The organism is Celeribacter baekdonensis, assembly GCF_900102315.1.
Classification (GTDB): Bacteria; Pseudomonadota; Alphaproteobacteria; order Rhodobacterales; family Rhodobacteraceae; genus Celeribacter; species Celeribacter baekdonensis.
The window spans coordinates 1-23911 of the sequence record NZ_FNBL01000024.1; the positions used below are offsets into that span (position 1 = coordinate 1).

Consider the following 23911-nt stretch of genomic DNA (forward strand, 5'->3'; position numbering starts at 1 on the left):
TCCCGTTTTTACAAACACTTGTCTCCATCACAGGTAGCGGGAAGACGCTGATGTTGGCAGATGCCATCTCTCAGATTCGCGACGGAATGCCAATAGCCCCGATCGTTTTGTGGATATCCAAAGGCCGGGTGGTCGTCTCTCAAACGTTTGAAAACCTTTCCAGTGGGAAGTATGCAGATAACCTATCTGGCTTTACTGTGATGCCGCTCTTGGAGGTCGCTCCGGATCATTTGACAAGAGAAGAGACCCCGCTTCTTCTTGTTGCAACGGTTGGTAAATTTGCGGTTGAAGACACCGCAAGTGAAGACAGAAAAATTTATAGAGCCCAGCTCGATCTTGCTGAAGAATCTCTTTGGGACCAATTGAAAAAGAGACAGACCTCGAAGGGGCTGCGACGCCCGCTGGTTATCATCTACGATGAGGGTCATAATCTTTCAGACCTACAATCTGAAAGGCTTCTTGAACTTGCCCCAGATGCACTCATTGTTGCAAGTGCGACCTTGACGTTACCACCCAAGCTCACGAACGTCATGAACCGTTTGAGGAACGATAAAGCTTGGACGGACGAAGACTTCTCGACGGCTGTTTCAAGCCGAGAAGTTGTGCAGTCTGGGCTCGTTAAGGAACGTATTTCCATCGACGGCTACGTAACGCCCATGGAACCGGCGATAGACAATCTTCTAAATGACATGAGCACTGCTCAAAGGATCGCGTCAGATCTCAAACTTCCCTTCACACCCAAGGCTATTTATGTCTGCACAACCAATACAGTAGACGGCATGTCCATCGCGGAAGATATGAAGCGTCCCTTCCGAGAACGCCAAGCGAGACCAATTCTTGTCTGGCGACACCTTGTCGAAGTAGCAAAGATCAAACCTGAAAAAATAGCTGTATACAGCCAGCTCAAGTTTTCGAAAGACTATCCGAAGCCGACGGATATGCGACTATTTGACGGCGGAGAGAAGGATTATTCTCGATTTATCTCTGAGAAATTCGAACACATTATTTTCAATCTTAGCCTTCAAGAAGGGTGGGATGATCCTGCTGTGGGTTTCGCTTACATCGACAAAGAAATGGCGTCCGCTCGGCAAATCACGCAAGTCGTTGGCCGTGTCCTACGACAACCTGGCGCAACCCACTACTCAGACCCAATACTGAACACTGCACACTTTCATATCCGGACAGATGAGAAGGGGGTCTTCGACGATATTCTGCACGATCTGCGTAAGGATCTGGCAGCGGAACATCCGTCTATAGCCCTTGTTGTTAAGGACGAAAATTCTCGCGGCAGGCGTGACCGTATCGAGGCAGACCCGCCGCGAACCATTCCCACTGTAGGGATTGAAAGCAGTCGGGCACAGCCGCCTATAGCCCGCATTGTCGATGGTATCATGGATTTTCGGGGGGGTGACAGCAACACTGTAGGTCAAGGCAGCCGAATGCAGGTCCTGCAAAAAGTTGGTGAGGACTCCGACTCTCAATTCGAGTGGATCGAGGTGGAGCATAGTAACCGCGTATCAGCTCGGTCTGTGTTTAGGCGCGAAATCCAGAGGAGCTACCCTGGTGGGCTCCGCCGAGCAGGTGGCCCAGTAAACCTAGTTGATATTGAGAATCCAAAGTTCGATGCGATGATCGAGCTAAGTAGCCCTGCCGCAGAACATATCAGGCAGAAAGCTCGGGAAGTGGTTTCAGCCTACATTCAGCATTCCGTCATATTTCAAAATGACGTCGATCGTCCATATTCGGTAGGCCCAATCGCAATAGATCCCACCGCGTCGGAAGAGTTTAAACGTGCGCTTCATAGCAAGTATTCCGGTTTGAACTCCCTTGAAATTAAGTTCGCGCGGGCGCTTGATCGAACACAGCGGGTTTGGGCCAGAAACCCCGTTGGGAGTGGATATTCGCTACCTCTGTTACATGAAGGGCAGGCGTACTGGCCCGACTTTCTCGTTTGGGTGGACAAAGCTGTTATAGTCATCGACACAAAGGGCGATCATCTTTTGGTCGAAGCCGCGGCGTCAAAGTTGTTCGAGATTGATGGCGCCGAAACCGGTAAGCGTGTGATCCTTCGTCTTGTCTCCGAAGGTCATGTCGATATTTCTGGTGGAACTGTCCACAAACGCTCAAAGAATGGGTATACGGTTTGGTCCTGGAAGAATGGTCGATTGCATCCGACCCACTGTGAAACAGAGCGCGAAGCGGTAGACGTGGCGCTTTCACTCTAGGCGGTTGCTGCATCACGAAGTCTAGATATGGTTGCGCGGCTAACCTTAAACCGCCGCGCGATTGCCGCGATGGGTTCACCCACGGCTATGGCTTCTTTTGCCTGAGTTTCGGATTCAGGTGATAACACAGGTGGACGCCCTAGTCGTTTACCCTTTGCCTTCGCGGCTTCCAGCCCGGCGTGGGTGCGTTCGCGAAGAAGGTCTCGCTCAAACTGCGCGACAGCATTCAGGACGTTCATAGTGAGTTGCCCCGACGAACTGGTTAGGTCAGTGCCACCAAGGGCTAGGCAGTAGACCCGAACCGGAATATCAGCAAGATCGGCTACCGTTGTAGAAACGTCGATGGCGTCCCTGCCAAGACGATCGAGTTTTGTCACAACGAGAATGTCACCCGGTTCGAGTCGATCAACGAGGCGTTTAAACTGTGGCCGCTGCATTGCTGCGACGCTTCCCGAAACAGTTTCGGACACGAGACGATAATCTGGCAATCGAAAGCCGGCGGATTTGATCTCCTGAAGCTGTGCATCGACGCTCTGGCCTACGGTCGACACACGAGCATAGGCAAATGTTCGCACTGCGGTGTCGCCTATGACAGCATCGCCCAGATCCGGCATTTTCACTCCCAAAAGTGTTCAAAATCGGTGCCGCAAAATACAAGGCGTGACCTAAAGTGTAAAGGCTGTATTTTGGACACTGGTTTGCGGCCTGTCGTAAATCGTTCCTTTGTGGACATGGGGGCTGTCTGCCCCCGCGCCTGACGGCGCTCCCCCGAGGATATTTCAGGGAAGATGAAAGGGCGGGATTCCGCGCAATGTTATTGTCCTGAGTCCATGATTATGATATTGAAGGGATGCGATACAGGCAGGGATGCCGATGGTCGCGGAAGGTGAAAGCGTCATGCGCTGTTCTCCAAGAGGGTCGGGACCGCGAGGGACCGGCCCTCTCTCGTAGAAAGGGTCTCACATGAAAATCATCCTGATATTGGTTCTGTTCAACATGCAGTCTGGCTCGGAGGTCATCACGGCCGAGTTTGACGATGTTGAGGCGTGCGAGCTGGCGGCGCTGCGCACGTTCCAGGGCGTCAGCGCCGAGGTCGAAATGCAAGCTCTCGAACCGGCGGGGGCGACGATCGCCGGCACGGTCCTCGCGCATGGCAATGATGGTGCAGAGCTTGGTATGTATAGTTGCAATCCGGCGCGGTCGGAACAACGGAACGGTTAACCGCTGCATCCTAGTATCCTCGCCGGCGCTGCAAGCCGATCACGCTGCCGATGAGGTTGAGATTGCCGCGTTTGTGCGCCCGGATCATACCGCGCAGCGCCCCGCCGGCGTTGCGCACCGGGGTTTGCGGGTGGTCGCGGTTCGCATCGAGGACCAGGACGCAAAGGGTGGCGCCGAGGCGGCCGAGTTCGCCGCACGCGGATCGCCAAGCGGAATAGTTGATCCCGAGGGGTGAAAGCATGTCGTGGGCGGCGTCGATCATCGCTTCCTTCGTGATCTGACTGGATCTTGCCTGAAGGGTCATTTGGAAGTCGGGCGATGCGAGCTTGAAAAGCTGCTCCGGTTCAAAAAGCGCCTCAAGTTTGGGGTTGATAACGCCGCTATCCGCTTCACACTCGTTTTCTCTGCAAATATCGGGGCCGGAAGGCCCCGATCTAAGGAATCCAGAGTGCGCGGGCTTGCCCGCGCTCCGTTCATCCACGCTGGCGTTACAGGATACAGAAGGATTCTGCTGATTGTCCTCTTGTATAAAGGACCGGAAGGTTTCTGCCGGTTCACAGGAAGAATCAGGTAGGTTTTCAATGATCTCTTCGAGTTCCATGCACAGCTTGGCGGCGTCTTCGACATGGGCTTCCAGACGGTCGAGGCCGAGGGAATGAAGCCGGTCGGAGCGCGGCCAGGCATCGAACCGGACGAGGACCGAGGCGACGGCCTCTTCTTCCAGTGCTTCGGGGGCCAGCCGCGCGATTGCTTCCTTCATCCGGCGCAAGCGAACGCTGCGAAGGCTCTTCAGCTCCTTGACGCGCTTGGTCACGGCGCGCTTCTGGTCGCGTAGGGCCAACAGGTCGGCAAAGCAGGCTTTGAGCGGGGTGAAAAGCAGGCCCCGCCCGGTTCCGGCTTCGCGGGCACCGTTCGCCTTGGTGTCCCGCTTCAGGATGTTTTTGCGTTCAAAATTCCGCTCATGGCTGCGGAGCTGCCGGGCGGTCATGTGAAGGCGCTCGGCCATCGTTTCCTGGGTGCCGTAGAAGGTCGGATCGGCACCGGGCTCGGTCCAGTCCTTTTCACTCGTGCTGCCGATAAGCTTGGTCAGCACGAAGATGGCCGCACCGCTCAGGTTAAGGTCGGGTCCGATCTCGCTGATGACGGCGATCACGTCGCGTCGGGTCATGCCCTGCGGCAACGTGACTTGTGGTGAGTGGTTCATTTCCTTGTCCTTTTCTGCTCGTTGGACAAGGCGGCAAGGCAAAGTTCTCCTGCTCGCACAGGTGCGTTTTATGCTTGTTTGGTTGTCGGGAGGGTGGTAGAACCAGTCCTGAAAACAGCTTGTGTTGGACCGTTCGGAACGCCAATTCCTAGGTTCTTAGACCCCCCCTCGCTTGGTTGCCGCCTTGCGGGGGGTTTGCTTTTTGGGGTGTCTGCTCTCCTTGCCTGTTCGATTCTTATGATCGTTCACGACAGGCATACTCTCTTTAGATGCCTGTCGCAATTATAGTATTGACCTGACCTACCCGGCACTACGCTTAGTAGTTGACCTGCTCGAAGCCATAGTTGCCCTGATAATCGCGCCACTCCACGAAGACGGAGCGGTGCCAGATGCTCGGGCAGTCTTCGCCAAAGCGTTCCATTCCCGTATGGGCCTCGGGCAGCGCACCAACGGATGATCCCCGCCAATGGAAGTCGCCTTGGGTGCCGTAAGACCCCATGCGCACGCTTGCCATGCGGTTACAATCGTCACGGCCGGAATGCTGGCGGGCGTAGGTCACGTTGAAGACGCGGATCGAGCGAACGAAGTCGAACTCGGAACCGCTGATGTCGATGTCGGCCGTGCCGTTGTCGTCGCTGTATTCCCCTTCCTGCACGAAATGCAGGGCAAAGCCATCAGGCAACGGCCGGGCAGTCCCGCCGCTCTGGCGAAGAACGGCGGGCTGCGGCTCAAGCGCGTCGTCCGTGAGTGGTGCGCTTGGAAGGGATTGCAGCGGCGCGGCGGCGCTGTCCTGCATGAGAATGTCGAAGATGCGGGTCCGGTTCAGCTCGGACGGATCGACGTTGAAGGACGCGCCCATCGGACAGCGCCAGATTTGCAGGGGAGGCTCGACCGGCCAGGGTGTGATCCTGCGAATGAACTCTGCGCGGGCGCGAGCACAAGGCACGGAGGCTGGCCAGCCGCCCGAAAGGCAGAGCAGAATGGCGCAGTCGATCTGGTAGCTTTGTGCTTGCGCCCGCTCCGGGGCCGCGACAAAGCTGGACGCCGCGACGGCGCAGGCCAGTGCGGTTGTGCGGAGCAGCTTCAACATGGTATCTCCTTCGATGAATGGCGGCGCTATAAGAACGGGCTCACCCTTATAATCTTGTGATAAGGCGAATGCAGGCCGATTGGCAACATATTCCGGTTGAAAATCATCTTGCAGGCGGGGGCAAGGGCGGTTCGCCGCAGCTCGTCGCAGGCGGTCATCAGGCCGGTTCGACCACAAGGGTATCCCCGGCTATTAGCGGAAACCCGCTCAACTATGGAGGTATCAGTCGTCGGAGACCACTTGATCGAAGAAGCGGCGGTATTCCTCGCTGACCTCCTGCCCTTCCTGGAAGGCCCGCGCCCGCTCTTGATCGAGACATTGCAGGTAGGCGCTGAAGTCCTCGAAGTAGATCTGGAAGTCGTCATAGATCAGCTCGCGATACTCCCTTGCGGACTCGATTTCTGCGGGAACGAAGGGCCGCTCAGGGGGAAAGCAGGTATTTGCTTGCACCCCGGAAGCCGAAAAAATAGACGACATTATAAGCATGTAGGCCGGTAGCTGCGTTGTCGGCATCCTGCGCTGTCCCTTTAGATCACTTGGGAATTTGGTTGGTGATGTGTATTGGTGCCTTAGAGCAGAACTTTCTGCGAGGCGCAACATTACAATGTTGCGCCCCATCTTATAATGTCGTAGGACTGAGGTGCCCGAGAAGGGTTCACGGTCCGTTAACCAGAAGGGAAAGCGCCGATCGTGAGGACAGACCTAAACAAAGAAGCGCCTAATGTGGTTACAGAGACGCAATTCAGGGTCCTCTTGCAGCAGGGGTATCAAGCTGAGGTTGTATGTAAAACCCCAGCGTTCCGAAAAAATGCAGTCTGGTATGGGGAGTGGTTCATCCGGGCTGTCACCGAAGACAGAACGGTTGAGAAGCTGCTTGTGCCGGGACGCCGATGGAACAAGCAGGAAGAGGAAATCCAATTGCGGCTCTTCAAGACCGCGAACGGCCTCATCTCCTTCCTCGAAGGGTTTGGCTTCGATCCGATTCACATCCCGCTGCGAAAAGGGGGGCGCGCCCTCCACGTTCTGCCGAACGGCAACACGCTATCTGACGACGACTAGCGCCGCTCTGGCGCTGTCCTGCACCGTTGCTCTGGCTCAGGGCATGGTGCTGGTGATGGAGGGCGATGGATCGCTTCGACCCTCCACCCCGCAAACCAACTTCGCCCGGAATTACAATGATGGTGTCGGCCAAGGATCGGCCTCCGACGAGCTGACGCTGTTCGGCCGTGACCGGGATGCAGCCGAGGAAGGGGACGGTTCGTTCCGGGTGGCTGCTGTGGCGCCTCGCGCCGTAGCACCCCGGCCCGCGATCCTGAATGCCATCGACCAGACCGCCCTTCGCTACGCTAGCCACCCGGCTCTGCGCCGCGCGAACATCAGCGTGACCGAATGGCGGCTGCTCTATCAAGCGAACATTGAAATTGAGAGTGCCTACAACCCGAGCGCCCGAAGCCATGTTGGCGCGATCGGCTTGGGGCAGCTCATGCCAGCGACGGCGGCCAATCTCGGCGTCGATCCCCACGACTGGCAACAGAACCTCGACGGGTCTGCTCGGTATCTCCTGATGATGCTGGCCCGCTTTGGGGACGCTCGACTTGCTTTGGCCGCCTACAACGCGGGCCCCGAGGCGGTGGAGCGGCATGGCGGCATCCCACCCTATCGGGAGACGCAAAACCACGTCAGCCGCGTGCTGGCAGTTTTCAACAGGCTCGAAGGAGAACATTCATGAAGCCTAATCTTAACGTCTTCGTCGCGCTCTGCGGGGTTCTGCTGATGCTGGCAGAACCCGCTCTGGCGCAAAGCATCGACCTATCGCCAGTCCAGGATGTGCTTCAGGGCATCGTGGACGCGATCACCGGCCCCCTTGGGATTGTGATCGGCACGCTGGCGCTGATCGGTGTCTTCCTGTCGTGGCTCTTCGGCATTCTCGATTTCCGTCAGGCCATGTGGGTTGTGGTGGCAATTGCGGGTATCGCTGCCGCGCCGACCATCGTTTCCGCAATCTGGTCTTCGTAAGGAGCTGGCACGATGGCGGAACAGTCTCGTCTTTTCCTTGGCCTTGTGCGGCCTCCCAAACTTCTCGGGCTGCCGATCATGTATGCGATGGTCTGGCTTTTCGGGTCTGTTCTGATCTTCGTCTGGCTTCAGCATTGGGCAGTCGCGGCTATCGCGGCGGCTGCCTATCCCCTGCTGTGGAAGGCGGCGGATTGGGACGAAAATTTCCTCGACGTGGTGGTGACGGCCTTGCAGGTCACGCGCCCGACCCTCAATCGCAAAATCCACGGCGGAGACAGCTATGCCCCGTGATACGAATTATGACCCCCGTTCGCTGCTGCCTGGCTGGTTCGGGCGTGAAGTGAAGCTCGCTTCGATGCTGCCCTATATCAGCCTCGTTGACGACAAGACCGTGCGGACGCGGGGCAATGAACTATTTCAGTGCATCCGTCTGGACGGGGTGAATAGCAACACCACCGACGACGAATATCTGGACCGCACACGGGCGCTCTTTGCGTCCGTGGTCGCGCGGATCGGGCCGGAATGCTCGTTCTATGTCCACAAAGTTTCAAAAGCGATCACGCCCGATCTTGTTCCGGTCGAAGGCGATAGCTTCGCCGCGGCTGTGGATCGTCGCTGGCGGCAGGCTCTCGGACAGCGCCATTTGCGGGACAAGACGCTGACGCTTACCGTCATGAACCGCCCGGCTGTCGGCTCTAAGCTGCCGCTGCGCGCGGCCAAGTCGGCCGAGCTGCTGCGGGCGCAAACGGAAAAGCGGATGGGCAGGCTTCAGGAGGTTGTTCGCTTCCTTATGTCGTCCTTCGCAGACATGAACCCCCGGCTGCTCAATGAGCCTTCGGGTGAGCTTCTTGGCTTCTTGGGCGCATTGAACACCGGCCAAGAGCTGCCGCTGTATCGCGGTGCCCGCACGACAATCGTTGCCGAAAATGTGGCGAACACGCGCGTCACCTTCAAAGGCGACAAGTTCTTTCTGTCCGATGGGGCAACCGGCCCGCGCATCGGCTCGATCTTCGCGGTGAAGGACTATCCCGAGAAGACGCATTGCACGATGTTCGATGAGCTGAGCCTGCCGGTCGATATGATCGTGACGCACAGCTTCACCCCCATCAACAGCAACTGGATGGCAGGGCGGATCAAGCGGCAGATGCGCTTGCGGGCATCGGCCAACGATGGCGCCGTGTCGCTGCTCGAAGAGCTGCCGACCGCGCTCGATGATCTTGAATCGAAGCGTCTGAGCTTTGGCGATCACCATATGTCGGTGGCCGTGTTTGCGGACAGCGAGGAAAAGCTGGCAAATATCGGCGGCGAGATCAAGAACACGGCTTCGACCGAAGGTGTGAACCTGATTGCCGAAGGCTTCGCCAGCGCCACCCATTTCTTTGCGCAACACCCCGGCAACGGCCACGCGCGGAGCCGAAAAGGGGCGGTGACGAACCGGAATTTCGCGGACTTCGCCGCGTTCCATCGGACGCCGCTCGGTAAGACAGCGGACCAGGTGCCGTGGGGCAAGGTCATCACCATGTTCCCCACGCCGGAACGCTCGGCCTTCTCGTTCAATTACCATGAACAAGGCTCCCCGGATAAAGAGCCGACCGGCGGTCACACGCTGATCCTTGGGCGTCCTGGCTCGGGGAAGTCGGTTCTCTCGGCATTCCTGATGACGCAGGCCCGGCGAGCCGGGGCACGTCTTTTCGTGTTCGACTATCGCTTGGGCATGGAAATGGCGGTGCGCGCAAACGGTGGCCGCTATTCCTCGATCAAAGCCGGTGACGCGACGGGGCTCAACCCGCTCTGGACCGAGATTGACGAACGCGGTCAGGCATGGCTCTCCGACTGGCTGGCCTCGCTGATCCATCGTTCGGACAAGCCGCTGACCCCCGCGCAGACGAACCTTATTCAGCAGGTGGTTCGGCAGAACGCGACGGCCAGCGATGCGAACCTGCGCAACTGGCACGATCTGGCCTCGCTCTTTATCTCGGCCGATGATGGCGGAGATCTTCATGAGCGCCTGCAAGAATGGACTGCCGAGGGCCGGTATGGCTGGATTTTCGGCCAGAACCGTGAAGATACGTTCTCGCTCGACGGCGAAGTTGTCGGCTTCGATCTGACAGGCATTCTGGACAGCGAAAGCGAGAAAGAGCGGATGGCTGTGCTGTCCTACCTCTTCCGCCGCGTGGAGCGGGTTATTGAGGACCGCAAGCCGACCATCATTGTCATTGATGAGGCGTGGAAAGCTCTCGACAACGGCTATTTCGCTGAACGCCTCTCGAACTGGCTCGTGACGGCCCGGAAGCAAAATGCGGTCGTCGTGATGATGACGCAGTATGCCAGTCAGCTCGAACAGACCCGCACCGGCAAAACAATCGTTGAAGCGGTGCCGACGCAAATCCTTCTGCCGAACATCCGGGCCAAGGCATCGGACTACGCGATGCTGAACCTTCACGACAAGGAACTGGACGTGCTGCTCACGTCCAGCCCGGCGTCCCGCATGGGGCTGGTTCGGGATGACCAGGGATCGGTCGTCATCAATGCAGATTTGAGCGCCCTCGGGCCGCTCCTAACCGTCCTCGGCGGGATGGAAAAAGGTGAACAGTTGGTGGGTGCCGATTACCGCCAGCGTGAAGATTTTTGGAGGGTCGAATGAAACCTACTGCAATCCTGATTATGCTGACCGCTCTCGGTGTCGCTGGCTGTGCCGAGTATCGGCCGTCTGAAGCGAATTGTTTCGACACGGTGACGCGCAGCAGTCACAGCATGGCCTTCCTTCCGACCAGTGAACCGCAGTCGCAGGCCCGGATTTCGACCAAATCCGCACCCTGCACCTTTACCGCGATCGGCGGCCCGGAGGGCCTTAGCGATGGGTAAGACGGCTGCACTGACGGCCATTGCCTTCCTGTGGGGAACCAGCGCGATCGCGCAGGGTGTCCCCACGGTGGACGGTAGCCTGATTATCAGAAACGAGGCGTCTAACGCCCATCGGGAAAGCGATCTCGCCACACAACGCGAAACGCTCGCGGTGCAGGAAGAGATTGCGGCTATCGAGCAAGAACAGCTCTCCATTCTGCAACAGATTCTCGACGCCCAAACCAGCCTCGGCGGCCAAGGCATTCCGGGCATGGTTTCCGCATTGGAAGATGGGGCAGACCCCGAAGCGTCGGCCGATGTGGTCTATGACCCTGAAGACAGCAACCCCGGCGCAGCGCAGATGTTCGGGGATGCGGCAAAGAACGTCGAAGAGCTGATTATCCAGGTCGCGCAAGAAACGCATGGCCTTTCAGGTGTCGGCCAAGCGGGGTTTTCGGTCAGGGAATGGCGCTACATGCTGCAAGCCCTGATTTGGCAGGAAAGCCGGTTTTCCATCGGCGCGCGGTCGCCAGTCGGGGCTTTTGGCCTGACCCAGATCATGCCCGGCACCGCCGGCGATCTCGGTATCTATCCCGACTACTACGACAGCCCGTATTTACAGGTTGAAGGGGGCGCCCGCTATCTGGCGCAGATGCTTGCCATGTTTGATGGCAACATCATTCACGCGCTCGCTGCCTACAACGCTGGCCCCGGCAACGTGCAGAACTATGGCGGAGTGCCGCCGTTCCAGGAAACGCAGCACTACGTTCAGGTGATCCCGGCGAAATACAACGAGTATCTGGCCCGTGGTGGCGGCGGCGATGCCGTTGGCACCATCGACCCGGCGCTGCTCGCGAACTCGAACCTCTCCTTCACGGGTGCCGGGGCCAGCTTCTACGCAAACAACAGCATGGCGACGGTCGAAGCTGCCGCGCGCCGCCTTCAAAGCATCATCCAGCGGATCAGCGAAACCGAGGATGTGCAGGAGGCTATGGCGCTGAACACCTATGCCCGTGCCGAGTTTGGGCGGCTCAGCGCCATCATGGCCCGGCTCCTTGCCGCTCGGGCACGCCCGGCAAGCGCCGAGTCAATCGCGCTCGCAGCCGACCGCCAGCGTGAACAGCAATTCATGAACTTCAATATGGAGGATTTCGACTGATGAAACCGTCGATGAACATCAACGCGGTGATCCGCAAAATCGCAACCGCCGGTTTCCTCGGCCTCGGCCTCGCTGTCGCGCCCGTTTCGCTGCTCGGGACCACGGCACCGGCTGCCTATGCGCAAGGCGTTCCTACCGTGGACACGCAGAACATCGCGCAGGAAATCCGCCAGCTTCAGCAGATGATCGAAGATGAAATCCTTCAGAACGATCAGCTCCTGCAACTGCAAAACCAGTTTCAGACGCTGCAAGAGCAATACGCGCAGCTTCAGGAAACCTATGCCGCCCTGACCGGCCTGGCCGAACTTCCCGAGATCATTTCGACGGAAATGGAAGAATGGCTGAACGGGCTGCTCGATCAGGAATTTGGCGACATTACTGGCACCATCGCCGCGATCCAGCAAGGCGATTGGAGCGGCCTGACGGGCTCCGGTTCCAGCCAAATCCGCACCCAGATGGAGCGCGTTCTGGCCGAACACGGTTTCGATGAAGACACGCTTTCGGAAATGGCGAACAGCGGGAACGGCGGTGCGGAACGTGTTGCCACCCAAGCAACGACTGGCGCGATGGTCTCGGCCGCCGCGCAAAACAGCTACACCGAAGCCGGGCAATCTCTTGAGCGGATCGACCGCCTCGTGGACCTGACGGGTGACATGGAAACCCTGAAGGAAAGCATCGACCTCAACACGCGCGTCGTGGCTGAGAACGGCATCATTCTTGTCTCGATCATGCAGCTTCTCGCGGTTGGCACCGTGGGCGAGGGGCAGGCCGGCGTCATCGAGGCAGCGGATCGGGCGGAAGAAGATCGCTACATGGACTTCACCATGCCCGATCTTTCGGCAGACTAAGAGAGGCAGGCAAGTGGCTAAGGATCAAGAAATCATTGAGGAAGAGCTGATTTACGGTGCCCGTCGCCGTGAAAAGCTCTGGCAGAAGCTGGCCTTCGTCGGTTTGGGTTTCGGCGTGTTGGGATGCCTTGGAGGAATGGCGGTCGCGGTCCTCGATGTTGATCCTGCGCCGGTTGTCGTTCCCTACGATCCCAATACCGGCATGGCCCTGCCGAATGCTTCTGTCGGGGCCGTGCGCGTCACCGAGAACCAGGCGGTCATTGAAGCTGCGGTCTTCCGCTATGTCACCCAGCGGGAGACTTACAACCAGCTCGACAACGACCTGCGCGTTCGCGGGGTGCTGGCAATGTCGGACGGCAACGCCGCTGCCTCGCTGCGCCAGCTCTGGAACAGCGCAAGCGAGAACTATCCGCCCAACGTATATGGCCCGGATGCCCGGCTCGACGTTGAAATTCTGAGCATCAACCGGATCGGGGACAACCGGGCCACAGTGCGCCTTCGCAAGCGGCTCACGTCGCAGCAGGGCGTCCAAGCTGGTCTGTTCACGGTCACGCTGATGTTCGACTTCCGGCCCGAAGAGCGGCGGCAGATTGATGAGGTCTGGACGAACCCGTTCGGCTTCACCGTCACCGAATACGCAATTCGCTCGGACAGAATGGAGAACTGATATGAAGATGCTCAAAACCGGCCTTCTGTCCGTCGCTCTTGCCCTGGCGGTTGCTCCGGCCTTCGCGGAGAGCAACCCGAGGGCGGGCAGCCATGACAGCCGTGTTCGGATCGCAACCTACGCTGACGGGCAGGTCTACCGCCTGCGCGTCAGCCTGACCCATGTGACCAGTGTGGAGTTTGGTGAAGGCGAAACCATCCGCTCGATCCTTGCTGGCGACACGGAAGGCTTCCAGCTCGATGGCGTTCCGGGGGGCCGTGCCTTCGCCGTCAAGCCTTTGGCTCGTGGCGTTAGCACCAACATCACGGTCTATACCAATCGGCGCAGCTACTATTTCACCGTCACGGAATCGTCCTCGCCGACCTATTACGTTGTCCAATTCCGGTATCCACAGGATCGAGCGCGCCCGACGAATGCTGTCGCGCAAAGGGCACCGAATTACAACTATGCCGCCTCGGGGCGCTCGGAAATCACGCCGACAGCGGTGTGGGACGATGGGACATTCACCTATTTCCGCTTTGCTCCGAACGCCCCGGTCCCTGCGATCTTCCAGTATTCGGCGGGACGCGAGCGGACAGTGAACAGCCAGCAGATCGAGGACGGCGTTCTTCGCGTGTCAGGGGTGAACCGCCAGTGGGTTCTGCGCCTTGGCGATACCGTCATCTGCATTCAGGAAAATAGCGCCGGAGGGACCGGATCATGAGCGACGAAAAGGATCTTGAAGAGCGCCTGGCCGCGCTCGAAGCCGGAGGCGATAGCGGGCGCAAGAAAGAACGGCCGTCGCCCAAGGTGGCGTTGGCCGGTGTCGGCGCCATCGCGGCCATTGGCTTGATCGCATACCTGGCCCTGCCGTCTGATGAACCGGAAAACCCGCTGCCTACCGCGCGCCCGGCCGAGTTTCAGGAAGAGGGCGACGGCTTCGGCGCGATCGAGCCGTTCGTGCCCCCTGCCCCGCCTGAGCCTGAAGTCGTGGAAGTTGAAAACGATGGAGACGCGGCACTTCGAGCGCAGCTCGAAGCTCTTCAGGCCGAGATTGCGGAACTCCGTAACGCACCGGCCGACGATGGATCGGCCGCGGCCGCGCTCGAAGCTCTGACGGCACAGGTCGCGGCGCTTCAGGCGGCTTCAGAAGATGCCCGGTCGGAATTTCAGGAGGAACTGGCGGCGCGGGATCGCGAGCTTCAGCGCCTGCGTTCCGAACTTGAGATTGCCCGATTGGATCAAGAAAACCCGATGCGGCCGGGGGGCAATGAAGAGGACGCGCGCCTTGCCGAGCTGGAACGCCGGCGCGCGGAGGCGGCCGCATTTCAGGAAGCCCGGATCAACTCGCCCATGATCGCCTTTGGCAACTCCGGTGCTGGTAGCGATGAAAGCGCCCTGTCGGAAAGAACGCTCGGAGAAGTGACCGATTTCGTTCTCAATGGCGCATCGCCTTCGCAGGTGACGCAGGCCGAGGTCATCGCCAACCCATCGAACACGGTGGTTCAGGGCACGATGATCCAAGCCGTCACCGAAACGGCGCTGGACAGCTCTCTACCGGGCCAAATTCGGGCGATTATCTCGGAGGACGTGCATTCCTATGACGGGTCGCGTGTCCTGATCCCTCGCGGCTCGCGGCTGATCGGGCGCTATCGCTCGGGCCTCAATGTGGGCCAGCAACGTGTGACGGTCGCATGGGACAGGATCATTCTGCCGACGAACCAGACTGTCACCATCAGCTCGTTCGGTGGCGATGAGTTGGGCCGGTCGGGCGTCACGGGCTTTGTGGATACGCGCTTCGGTGAACGCTTCGGTTCTGCCGCCCTGATCTCGATCCTCGGCGCGGTTCCCGCAGTAGCCGCCAGCCAGATCGACGATGATGTGTCCTCGGATGTGGCTGAGGACGTGGGCGATGACCTCCAAGATGCGACCGACGATGTGATGAGCGACTACCTGTCCCTCGGCCCGGTGATCTACGTCGATCAAGGTGCCCGGATTACGGTCATGGTGGATCGGGACTTGGAGATATTCTGAATGACTTCCAGCTACCTCCAAGCATCGCTCGACAAGCTGCCTGACGCCATGCGGAATGATGTGATCGAGATTTGCATCAACCCCGATGGCCGGGTCTGGGGCGAATTTCAGGGCGATCACTTCATGCGCCTTCTCGATGCGTCCATGAGCCAGACGGAAATCCGCGATCTGGGCAACCAGATCGCGTCCGGGGCAAATACTAGGATCGGGAAGGAGAAGCCCATCGTTTCCGTAAGCATCGAGTATCGGGGGCGACCGATCCGGGCGCAGGTGATCCAACCGCCTGCCGTCCAGACAGGGCATTCGATCTCGTTGCGCTTCTTCTCTACCCTGCCGCTGGAAAAGATCGAGCTGAAGTATCTCTATGGTGCAGAACGCAGCCTTGAAGGCGTCCGGCAGGAACGGAACCGCGAGCTGCGCCAGGTCGTGAAGAGCGGGGACATTTACGCCGCGATCAAATTCTGCGTCGAGAACAAGATGAACATGGTGGTCTCCGGCGGAACGTCCACGGGGAAAACCGTCGCGGCCAGGAAGATCCTCTCCTATGTCGGAGAAGATGAGCGCATCGTGACAATCGAAGAAGCGGCCGAGCTGCTGCCGAACCAACCGAATGTCGTGACCCTGATCGCGAACCGCGATGTGGAGACGCAATCTGCTGACACCCTTCTTACCTCCACGCTGCGGATGCGGCCGGACCGCATCGTCTTGGGTGAGGTTCGCGGGCGCGAGGCCATGACCTTCCTTGAAGCCATCAACACCGGGCATGGCGGCTCGATGACGACGCTCCACGCGGAAACGCCGCAACTGGCGGTTCAGCGCCTCGCCATCGCCGCCCTGAAGACGGATGTGCCGATGACCTATGCGGACATGATACAGTATATCGAAAGCTCGATAGACGTGATTATCCAAGCCGGGCGGCACAACGGCGACCGGGGCATAACGGAGTTTTACCTGCCAGGCAACGAAAGCGAGGACCATAGCAATGAAAACCTATGAGAACGAAGTGATGACTTTCGACCCTCTGTCGGCAAAGAGCATGAACTCCATGCCCGACAAACTCAGGGAATGGGGTCAGGCAGGCTTCAAGGTAGTCTCCGTGGTCCACGCAAATGCTGAAGGGCGTGCCGGGTCGAACATCCATGTCTTCTTGACCCGTGAAAGTGCTTCAGGTGAAGAGGAGGATGCGGCGTGATTAAGGCCATCAGCATAGCGATTCTGGCTACCTCTCCTGTGGCTGCCGCCGCGCAATTCGTGCCGACGCTAGACAGTGCGCCGCGAGTTTGCCCGGATCGGCCACCCCGGCCTGACTGGATCGTAAACGCAGACGTGCGGGAAGCGCACAAGATGAACCTCGTGCAAGAGATGTATCGCGCTCAAAGCCTCCAAGCTGTTGTAGAGGCCGGCGAATGCTCCTGCGAAACCAGATTTCCGTCTTGGGATGATGCCTCCGCATACTACTTCGAGCATTATTCTGGTCTGAGCAGGCATGAAATCTTGGACCGAACCTCCGAATACCGCAGAACAGCGAATGAGCTTCGACAGGAGGCAATGCCCATCTGTGAATCACAAGGCAACTGGTGAGGCTTAAATGAGTATCGTTACCTACTTTGTTGAAACGGCCTCGGACTACCTTGACGACGCGGCTGAAACGCAATTCGGATCGGTCGCAGCAACGGTGGGAACGGTAATCACGCTTTCTTCGATCCTGCTGGTGATCCTTGTCTTCGTCAATATGGCGCTCCAAGTGCGAAGCGTGGATGCCAGAACCTCATTTTGGCTCGCCGTAAAGATCGCTCTAGTTGGCATCTTTGCGACGAACTGGGCCCAATTCAACTATCTTGCTGATGGCATTCTCAACGGGATCGACAGCATCGCAGGTTCCTTGGTGGCATCGGTAGGCGGAGGCGAACCAGGCCCATCCGGCACGTTCGCTGAAGAATTTGACGATCTAATCGAAGAGCTAGGGGAATATCTCAACGCGGCCGGATCGAATCTTAACTGGATGGCTGGTGCCCTGCTCGACACCCTAGGCGTGGTTCTTCTTTCGGTCCTCGGGGGCCTTGCCGCCTTTATCATGGTCGCATCCCGTCTGATGATCGCGCTGCTGATCGGGATGGCGCCGGTCATGATCTTCCTTACCCTGTTCGATGTGACGAAGGACTATTTTGCCCGGTGGCTGTCCGCACTGATTTCGTTCTCGATCTACCCAATTGTGGTTGCCGGGGTCTTCGCAACCATCGTCGGTGTTGCCCAAGCCTTGATCTCGCGGCTTGGTGATCCTTCAAATGCCTCAAGTATTGGCGCGCTGATTCCGTTCTTCATGATGATCCTCATGGCGAAAGGGTTCCTGATCGCAACGCCTTTCATCGTTCGTTCGATCTCGGGCAACATCGTCATGCCTGCAATGACCGCTGGTATGGGTGGAACCTATGCGTTCGGCAGAGCTGCGATGGGAAGTCAGCAAGCCATGAACCGTTATGGCGTAGGCACGGCCTCCGGTGCTGATCGGGCAGGCATGACCGTGTATCAAGGGGCTCGTAGGGCGATGGCCTCCATGCGCTCATCGCCTCCGGCGAATGACGGCGGTTCGACCGGGGCCGCCCCACCACCGACCGGAACGGGTGCCAAGATGCAGCGCATGAAAGATCGAGCTGATCGCCTCGGAGATTGAAAAAGGCCCGCGCAAGCGGGCCTTTTACTTTGTGTTGGTCGGCAAGGGCATCGCTACTCGGCCGCGGTCGCGCGTTCGCCTCCCTGCCCTTCCGTGAAACTCGCCTCGAACTCTGCCAGCTTTGCATCGGCATCACGCAACGCCTGCACGTCAGCATCGGAAACGTCGCCCGGCTCGGGCAGATCGAGCCTCTGCTGAACAGACAGGTCGAACTCGCGCTGGCGCTCGTCCATGTCCCGAGTCGCCTGCGTAGCCTGGGCGACAGCTTTGGACCGTTTGCGCTTCGACGTTTTTAGCTTTGCTCGATGGGGCTGATCGCTGGCCTCTTTCACGGAAAGGTTCTCGGCCGCCTCCTGCGGCGCAGACGCCAGCGCCGGCTGCTCCTCGTCCTCCGGTTCTTCCGCAATCACTGGCTCGACGGCTTTCAAGGTCCGCGCAGGGAAAGGCAACTCGCCCTTCTGTGCGCCGTGGATCGCCTTGAAAAACGGATCGTCGTAATACTGGATGCGTTTTGCCCGGATCGGCATTTGCGCGTCCACGACCATCACAATGTCATCGAGCGGCATCCGCCGCGCCTCATCTTCGGGCAAAAGAGACGTTTCTTCGGTGCGTTCGGACATGCTGCGCCCCTCGAAGGGGTTCCGACCAATCGACCGGGATCGCGTGACCACGCGCTTGGTCGTCTTGCCCACGGCCTTGCTCAGCTCTTCGACGGTCTTTTCATCGGAGGGCGTGAGGTAGAGCTTCACACCGGCGTTACCCTGCAACGCCCTGCGGGTGTTCTCGCCATATATCTCGTCCAGCGCCGGGATCGTTTGCGTGACGATAGCCAAGTGCCCCTTGTAGGAGCGCAGCGTCTCGATGCTCTCGACCACGATGGGCATCTTCCCGAGGCGGTTGAACTCGTCCAGCATAATCATCACAGGCCAGGGTTCATCCTTGCCCGGCTCCTTGTCCTGAAGCGATGAAATCAGGTCGGAGAAGAACAGGCGGATCAGCGGGGCCATCGGCTTGACCATGTTCGGAGCAACGACCAGGTAGACGGTGAACGGCTTCTTGCGGATCGTCCGGAAATCGAAGTCCGATTCAACGGTGGCCGCGTCGATCGCCGGGTTGCTCCATTGATCGAGGCCCGAGGTCATCAAGAGCGACACATAGGAGGTCAGCGTATCGTTGTTGGTCGATGCAAGCCGCTCGAAGATCAGCTTCGCAGCGTGGTTCCGAACCTCGTCCCGACGCTTCATGAACTCTTTCTGCTTGTTGCCACCGGACGCGCTGATCCGGTAGATTTCGCCCAAGGTGGGCCGCTTCCGCTCGAAGGCCAGAAGACCGGCCGCAACGAAGAGGTCGATACCGCCTTTCAGAAGCCCTTGGACACGATCACTGTCAGCTTGCAGGAAAAGCGAGGCGAGAAGCTGAAGCTCCATCTGCTTTCGGTCAGGATCGTCCAGCTCGAAGATCCTCAGCAGCGGATTGTAGCGATGGCTGCGCCGGTCGTGCCAATCGGTCGGAGCAAAGCGGAAAACCTTGTCGCCCTCCGACGCTCGATGCCGGGCCGTATGCTCAAAATTCTCCCCCTTCACGTCCAGGACCACGGCGGACCCTTTGAAGGTTAGAAGGTTCGGGATAACGAAGCCCGTGGTTTTCCCCCGCCCGGTCGGTGCGACGATCAATGCGTGAGGAAAAACCTTCGACGTGATGAGCTTTCCGCGCGACTTCGGCTTGCCCATCTTGCCCAGGATAAACCCTGTGCCGGGTTTACCGAAAAACCCGTTGCGGGCCATTTCAGCGGCCTTCTGCCAATGGGTGCGCCCGAAGCGGGTGAGTGCAGACCCGGACAGAACCGCGCTCAGAAGCATCCCGGCCAAGGCAAAGCCGCCGATGATGAGATTGACCTTCTCGAAGTCGTTGGGGCGGACGATCCGCATATCAAGGTAGTTCTGCGCGAGCCAGAAGAAGTCGATCTCAGCCGACAGGCCATAGTCGCGAAACGTGAGATAGGCGGTCGCAACCACATAGCCGACAGCGGCCGAAACCAGCGTCAGGAGGATTACGCCAACTGCGATCTTGCCCTTATCCATGCGTCTGCCCCTTTTCGCTGTGGCTCTGAACATGCTTCAGGCGCTGCGCATCGTATTCTTCATCGGCAATCTCGGAAATGACCTCGCGGGTGGCCTCGCTGTTAGCCGTCGCTTCATCCGATTGCAGATAGGCTTTCGCGGCGTAGAGCCGTTCCAGACGGTCATCAATGACGTTCTCCAAGGCGTCTGCATCGCCGTCGCGCAAAGCCTCGATCCGCTCGTCATCCAGCTCGCGTTCGATTTCCTCGCGATAGGCGCGGCCACTGGCCTCGTCTGCGAAGGTCGGGTTGATCTTGTCGTCGCGTTCGTGAGCAATGACACGCTCGATCTCAGGGCTACGCCCGATGCTGGTCAGTTCACGTTGCGCCGCCACCTCGGAAACCCGCTCACTGTCCCGAATGGTCATTGCCGTGGCGTAGGTTTGACCCAGACCACGTGCAAGGTGATCGGGCATGTCCGGATACCGGGCCTTGAAGTCATCTGCGACAGTCGCCTTCACATCGGCGGATTCGTCAGCTCCGGCGGCGCGGGCCTCCGCCTCGATCCGGTCGTATAGGTCGCGATCGACAATCGTTTCCTGATAGGGCTGGTCACGATAGATCAGGTCCGGGGACGCTAGGATTTCCGGCTTGTCTTGGAGATAATCAGCTTGCTCGCTTGCAATCCGCTCCCGCGCCATTGCCTCGATCCGCCCGTCCTCGGACATAGCCTGCACACGATCATAGCGCGTATCGAAGTCCTCCGATTGATCGGCTGACATAAGCTCGTCGCGGATGCGGCTGCTCATGCGATCAAGGCTGGCTTGCTCGATATGGGCCTGATGGGAAACGCCGCCCTCGTTGTCGGTCTCGACTTCGTAGGAACGCATCACATCATCGAACTCGCGCAAGCGATCCTGCTCGAACCGCTCTACTTCAGCACTGTAGCCCTCGAAATCCTCATGCTCATGCGGACGGAACTCGCGGGTATCCTCGCGCACCAACCCGTCGCGCATCTGCTCACCATATCTGTCAGCGGTGTCGCGCAGCAAAGCATCGGCCCGGCGCTGATCTTCAACCGACATACCTCCTGCCACGCGCTCTTTTGCCAGAGCCGTGAACGCCATGCCCAGCTCCGCGTTGGTGCTGACATTCGTGCGCCCCTGCGCCGCACGATCCCGCTCGATCACCAAAGGCTCGAACGTGTCATAGTCATTGTTTGGCCCGTCGAAATTGTCACGAACCCCCTTCTCGACCTCGGCCACGGCTTCAGCCTCTCGCGCGGAAATGCCTTCATTCTCAGCTCGAATTACGCCGGCCTCGGTCCGCAGTTCATCGCTGACACGTTCCCGATAGACTTCATCGTTCGCCTGATCGCGCAGGAAGTCTTGATAATCCGGATCGTCCTCGAACACCCCATCGTCGCGCAGAACCTCAGCCCGTTCGAGCGCGGTCCCTAGCCGGACATGCACCTGGTCCAGCTTGTCTACCGCTTGTTGAAGATCTTCGCGCCGTTCGAGATTGAGCCCGTCAGTCTCCGCGATGCGGCTCAAATCATCGGAAAGCCATTGGCGTTCCAGCGCGGCGTTATTCGCTGTGGTTTCGATCCGTGCGATGATCGTCTCGGACGAAATGCCTGTGCCACGCAAGGCCGTTTCGATCTGCGCCCTCGTCTCGGGCTCGCGCAGCCGCTCGACGGCATCGCGGTTCACATTGGTCTCGGAATAGACCCCATCGGCCGAAGGCGCATCAAGTAGCGTTTGCGAACGGGTGCCAAGAGGCTGCATGTGGGCAACCCCCCGATAGATTTCGTTGAGACGCGCTTGCGCTCGGGGTCGCTGCGCCTCGGGCGTGCTGGCAACCATCGCCTCAACGCGTTCCATCCGTGCGGCAAAGCTGCTTCTCAGATCATCAAAGGACTGTTCCTCGGCCATGTAAACTTCTCCATTCTGTTCAAGATGCCCGCCCCGTGCCATCATCTCACCGGCACGGAACAAGGCGTTTGCAATATCCTCACGGTTCTCGGCCGACGCCTCGGCGGCCAGTGAACGGTAGACCTTCGTATTGCTGGCGATCTCCGCCAGCGCGCGGTCCAGATCGCGCCCCACGCGGACACGTCCAACCGGCTCCCTGCCCTCTTCCTTGGCCGCGTAAACCTCCTTTGTGCGCGGCTGATATGTTACTACCCCCCGATCCAAACGGCGCGTTGCTTCGAGACAAACACCATATTTTTCAGCCTCTTCGACCATCGCCGTGCGGAAGTCGTCGTAGTTGAAATGGTGATCCCGCCCCAGATAGAAGAACTCACCCTCCTGGGACCGCCGGTTCAGGACGACATGGGCATGAGGGTGAGCCCGATCCTCATGCACCGCGATCAGGTAGTCGAAATTGCGGTCTTCCGTGGCGAAGAACCGCTCGCAAACGTCGCTGGCAATGTCTCGAACATCAGCGCCGCGCGTGCCAACGGGGAACGACATAAGCAGATGGGTCGTGTGCCCCATCTTGGGGTTGAAACCCTTGTCCCAACGCTCGGTGAAACGATCTGCCACGCTCTTGATTTCGTCGGCGCTCAACTGGCGCTTCCCATCGAGAACGCCACGGCTGTCCACGATATGCGAACTCTTGGTGGTCAGATACTCAAGCTGATTGACGAGCTGGCCCCGCGTGTGTGTTCCGCCTGACCGGATTGCCTTGAAAACGGCCGCTCGATGCCCCGCCCCGGCACGGGCCATCTGCTGCCGCTTCTGACCCAGGCCCTGCATAGAGCCTCGAACCTTGCTCCATCCCTCTTGGAAAAGCTCACCAGTGACGGCGGCAACCGCGTTACTCTTCGCCATCTGCCAGCTCCTTCAAGGCGGCATTGACCGTCAATGTCAGGTGACTGCGGCGGCGCTCTGCTAGCGAATGAACCTGATCGGCAAAGTCCAGAACGAACCCGGCCAGGCTCCGCATCTGCGATAGACTGCCCGGCCCGAAGGGCGGTCGAAGGCCCTTCTTGTTCGCCTCGTTCATGCGCTTGGCGATCTGGGTGACGTTATTGCCCACACGATTCAGGGCGGCACGGAAGCTGCTCAGCTCAGAAGACAGGTGTTCATCGGGGATGAAAACGCCATTCGCACACTGGATCAGGCGGCGCAAACCATCCGATCTGCTGTTGATCCCGTTCTTGCTCAAGACGGCATCAAACGCGCGAAGCTCTTCTTCGGTAACGGTTACGCTGACCTGGCGCGTCCTGATGCTGCTTTCGCGGCGGCGCTCTTTTTCAGTGCGAACCGTGTAGTAGATCGCCCGTTCCGTCACTTTGAAACGCGCCGCAAGCGCCTTTGCGGAAACGCCTTTTCCGCTCTCGCGGACGATGGCGAGCCGTTCTTCACGGGTCAGACGGCGGCGCGACGACATACTGAACATACATTCCCTATTTCCTGCCACCTTCATACAGACGAATAGGCTTCGATGCAATCCGGGGATTGTGTCGAGTGTCGAAGCCGTTAAGTTCGGCTGTATTCCGCATCAGGCACGGCTCGCCCGTGCCGTGATCGAACCCCGGTTCGATCTGGGCCGCTCCGGCCCACCCCTCCAAAAATGCCCTGTGAGGCGCCAGAAGCGCCTCTCCGCACCCTTCCCCCTCAGAAACCTCGGAAGCGCCCTCAGAGAACCGCTGCGGCGCTCCTGTGCGCCATGCCGCCCCAGACCGAGGCAGGTAGTCCCCGCGAAAGGTCTGATTGCGATGAGGAAGAGAGGCCCTTCGCTGCCCCGTTCGGCTCCATCGCATCCATCCCGCACGCGACACGCAACACGCAACACGCAACAGTTGCCACGCGACAAACGACAAGCAACACGGATCACACCACAGGCAACAAGCAACACTGGACACTGGACACTGGACACTGGACA

General features: G+C 59.0%; 23 protein-coding genes. 16 read left to right on the top strand and 7 right to left on the bottom strand.

The window, feature by feature from the left end:
* Positions 1 to 2225, top strand: a 2225-nt coding sequence (locus BLT54_RS21390) for a DEAD/DEAH box helicase family protein (RefSeq protein ID WP_074647459.1), incomplete at its 5' end; no start/stop codon positions are given.
* Here BLT54_RS21390 and BLT54_RS21395 read toward each other — a convergent pair.
* On the bottom strand, positions 2222 to 2839 hold the full coding sequence (locus BLT54_RS21395) for a recombinase family protein (protein WP_074647460.1): 618 nt from the start codon (positions 2837 to 2839) through the stop codon (positions 2222 to 2224). The two genes, BLT54_RS21390 and BLT54_RS21395, sit on opposite strands and share 4 nt — an antisense overlap.
* Before the next feature lie 349 nt (positions 2840 to 3188).
* On the opposite strand from BLT54_RS21395, the gene BLT54_RS21400 reads away from it, so the two are divergent.
* Complete coding sequence (locus BLT54_RS21400) at positions 3189 to 3446, top strand: hypothetical protein (protein ID WP_074647461.1); 258 nt, start codon at positions 3189 to 3191, stop codon at positions 3444 to 3446.
* 10 nt (positions 3447 to 3456) lie between these two features.
* Here the strand turns inward: BLT54_RS21400 and repC are convergent, their stop codons facing one another.
* From repC to BLT54_RS21415, 3 genes are all read right to left on the bottom strand, one after another.
* On the bottom strand, positions 3457 to 4650 hold the full coding sequence (repC, locus tag BLT54_RS21405) for a replication initiation protein RepC (protein WP_074647462.1): 1194 nt from the start codon (positions 4648 to 4650) through the stop codon (positions 3457 to 3459).
* A gap of 316 nt (positions 4651 to 4966) precedes the next feature.
* Positions 4967 to 5740 (bottom strand): hypothetical protein, encoded by a 774-nt coding sequence (locus tag BLT54_RS21410; RefSeq protein ID WP_074647463.1) that lies wholly within the window; start codon positions 5738 to 5740, stop codon positions 4967 to 4969.
* Positions 5741 to 5962: 222 nt separating this feature from the next.
* On the bottom strand, positions 5963 to 6253 hold the full coding sequence (locus BLT54_RS21415) for a hypothetical protein (protein WP_245708095.1): 291 nt from the start codon (positions 6251 to 6253) through the stop codon (positions 5963 to 5965).
* Between the two features lie 210 nt (positions 6254 to 6463).
* Here BLT54_RS21415 and BLT54_RS21420 point away from each other — a divergent pair, with 210 nt between their 5' ends.
* From BLT54_RS21420 to BLT54_RS21490, 14 genes are all read left to right on the top strand, one after another.
* Positions 6464 to 6799 (top strand): hypothetical protein, encoded by a 336-nt coding sequence (locus BLT54_RS21420; protein WP_176832949.1) that lies wholly within the window; start codon positions 6464 to 6466, stop codon positions 6797 to 6799.
* Positions 6800 to 6842: 43 nt separating this feature from the next.
* Entirely contained in the window at positions 6843 to 7469 is a 627-nt protein-coding gene (locus BLT54_RS21425; RefSeq protein WP_074647465.1) for a lytic transglycosylase domain-containing protein, read from the top strand.
* On the top strand, positions 7466 to 7756 hold the full coding sequence (locus BLT54_RS21430) for a TrbC/VirB2 family protein (RefSeq protein WP_074647466.1): 291 nt from the start codon (positions 7466 to 7468) through the stop codon (positions 7754 to 7756). The genes BLT54_RS21425 and BLT54_RS21430 overlap by 4 nt, the downstream gene beginning before the upstream one ends.
* A 12-nt stretch (positions 7757 to 7768) precedes the next feature.
* Positions 7769 to 8047, top strand: a complete 279-nt coding sequence (locus BLT54_RS21435; protein ID WP_074647467.1) for a VirB3 family type IV secretion system protein — start codon at positions 7769 to 7771, stop codon at positions 8045 to 8047.
* Entirely contained in the window at positions 8037 to 10400 is a 2364-nt protein-coding gene (locus BLT54_RS21440) for a VirB4 family type IV secretion/conjugal transfer ATPase (protein WP_074647468.1), read from the top strand. The genes BLT54_RS21435 and BLT54_RS21440 overlap by 11 nt, the downstream gene beginning before the upstream one ends.
* A complete protein-coding gene (locus BLT54_RS21445; protein WP_074647469.1) occupies positions 10397 to 10621 on the top strand; it encodes a hypothetical protein in 225 nt (74 codons plus the stop codon). The genes BLT54_RS21440 and BLT54_RS21445 overlap by 4 nt, the downstream gene beginning before the upstream one ends.
* Complete coding sequence (locus BLT54_RS21450; RefSeq protein WP_083351941.1) at positions 10614 to 11759, top strand: lytic transglycosylase domain-containing protein; 1146 nt, start codon at positions 10614 to 10616, stop codon at positions 11757 to 11759. Before BLT54_RS21445 ends, BLT54_RS21450 begins: the two co-directional genes overlap by 8 nt.
* Positions 11759 to 12607, top strand: a complete 849-nt coding sequence (locus tag BLT54_RS21455; protein WP_245708096.1) for a type IV secretion system protein — start codon at positions 11759 to 11761, stop codon at positions 12605 to 12607. Before BLT54_RS21450 ends, BLT54_RS21455 begins: the two co-directional genes overlap by 1 nt.
* Positions 12608 to 12620: 13 nt before the next feature.
* Complete coding sequence (locus BLT54_RS21460; protein ID WP_074647470.1) at positions 12621 to 13274, top strand: VirB8 family type IV secretion system protein; 654 nt, start codon at positions 12621 to 12623, stop codon at positions 13272 to 13274.
* Between the two features lie 7 nt (positions 13275 to 13281).
* Positions 13282 to 13977, top strand: coding sequence for a TrbG/VirB9 family P-type conjugative transfer protein (locus BLT54_RS21465; RefSeq protein WP_074647481.1), 696 nt, complete (start codon positions 13282 to 13284; stop codon positions 13975 to 13977).
* On the top strand, positions 13974 to 15287 hold the full coding sequence (locus tag BLT54_RS21470) for a TraB/TrbI/VirB10 family type IV secretion system protein (protein WP_074647471.1): 1314 nt from the start codon (positions 13974 to 13976) through the stop codon (positions 15285 to 15287). The genes BLT54_RS21465 and BLT54_RS21470 overlap by 4 nt, the downstream gene beginning before the upstream one ends.
* Positions 15288 to 16283, top strand: a complete 996-nt coding sequence (locus BLT54_RS21475) for an ATPase, T2SS/T4P/T4SS family (protein ID WP_074647472.1) — start codon at positions 15288 to 15290, stop codon at positions 16281 to 16283.
* Entirely contained in the window at positions 16270 to 16479 is a 210-nt protein-coding gene (locus BLT54_RS21480) for a hypothetical protein (RefSeq protein ID WP_074647473.1), read from the top strand. The genes BLT54_RS21475 and BLT54_RS21480 overlap by 14 nt, the downstream gene beginning before the upstream one ends.
* Positions 16480 to 16875: 396 nt before the next feature.
* Positions 16876 to 17958, top strand: a complete 1083-nt coding sequence (locus tag BLT54_RS21490; RefSeq protein ID WP_074647475.1) for a TrbL/VirB6 family protein — start codon at positions 16876 to 16878, stop codon at positions 17956 to 17958.
* A gap of 53 nt (positions 17959 to 18011) precedes the next feature.
* Here BLT54_RS21490 and BLT54_RS21495 read toward each other — a convergent pair whose 3' ends face one another.
* From BLT54_RS21495 to BLT54_RS21505, 3 genes are read right to left on the bottom strand one after another with little or no spacing between them, the layout of a single operon-like run.
* The gene (locus BLT54_RS21495; protein WP_074647476.1) at positions 18012 to 20039 is read right to left on the bottom strand and encodes a type IV secretory system conjugative DNA transfer family protein; all 2028 of its coding nucleotides are present in this window, start codon (positions 20037 to 20039) and stop codon (positions 18012 to 18014) included.
* Positions 20032 to 22854, bottom strand: coding sequence for a relaxase/mobilization nuclease domain-containing protein (locus tag BLT54_RS22980; protein WP_083351942.1), 2823 nt, complete (start codon positions 22852 to 22854; stop codon positions 20032 to 20034). Before BLT54_RS22980 ends, BLT54_RS21495 begins: the two co-directional genes overlap by 8 nt.
* Positions 22841 to 23425 (bottom strand): ribbon-helix-helix domain-containing protein, encoded by a 585-nt coding sequence (locus BLT54_RS21505; RefSeq protein WP_245708097.1) that lies wholly within the window; start codon positions 23423 to 23425, stop codon positions 22841 to 22843. The genes BLT54_RS22980 and BLT54_RS21505 overlap by 14 nt, the downstream gene beginning before the upstream one ends.
* Positions 23426 to 23911 lie beyond the last annotated feature (486 nt).